The organism is Pseudomonas sp. SIMBA_067 (genome assembly GCF_046534675.1).
Lineage (GTDB): Bacteria > Pseudomonadota > Gammaproteobacteria > Pseudomonadales > Pseudomonadaceae > Aquipseudomonas > Aquipseudomonas putida.
The window spans coordinates 1-242 of sequence record NZ_JAWRYH010001188.1 but is presented as its reverse complement, the minus strand read 5'-3'; the positions used below and the strand labels follow the sequence as shown (position 1 = coordinate 242).

Genomic DNA, 242 nt, shown 5'->3' with positions numbered 1-242 from the left:
CCGCTGCCATCGGCCAGCTGGTGCAGGTGGAATCGATGATGATCAGCCTGGAGTGCCAGGGGCGGGCGCCGCAGCTTTTATACCAGCAAGGCATTCCCGAACGGCACCGCGCCGCGGTGCTGGAACGCTACTTCAGCGCCGGTTACCTGCTCGACCCGTTCTGCCTGGCCGTGCAAGGCGGCCTGGCCGAAGGCTTTTACCACCTACAGGAAATCGCCCCCGACAACTTCTTCGACAGCGAC

Annotated in this window: 1 pseudogene; it reads left to right on the top strand. The window is 64.0% G+C overall.

The window, feature by feature from the left end:
* A pseudogene (locus tag SB765_RS33030) lies at window positions 1–242 on the top strand (LuxR family transcriptional regulator); the annotation flags it as partial.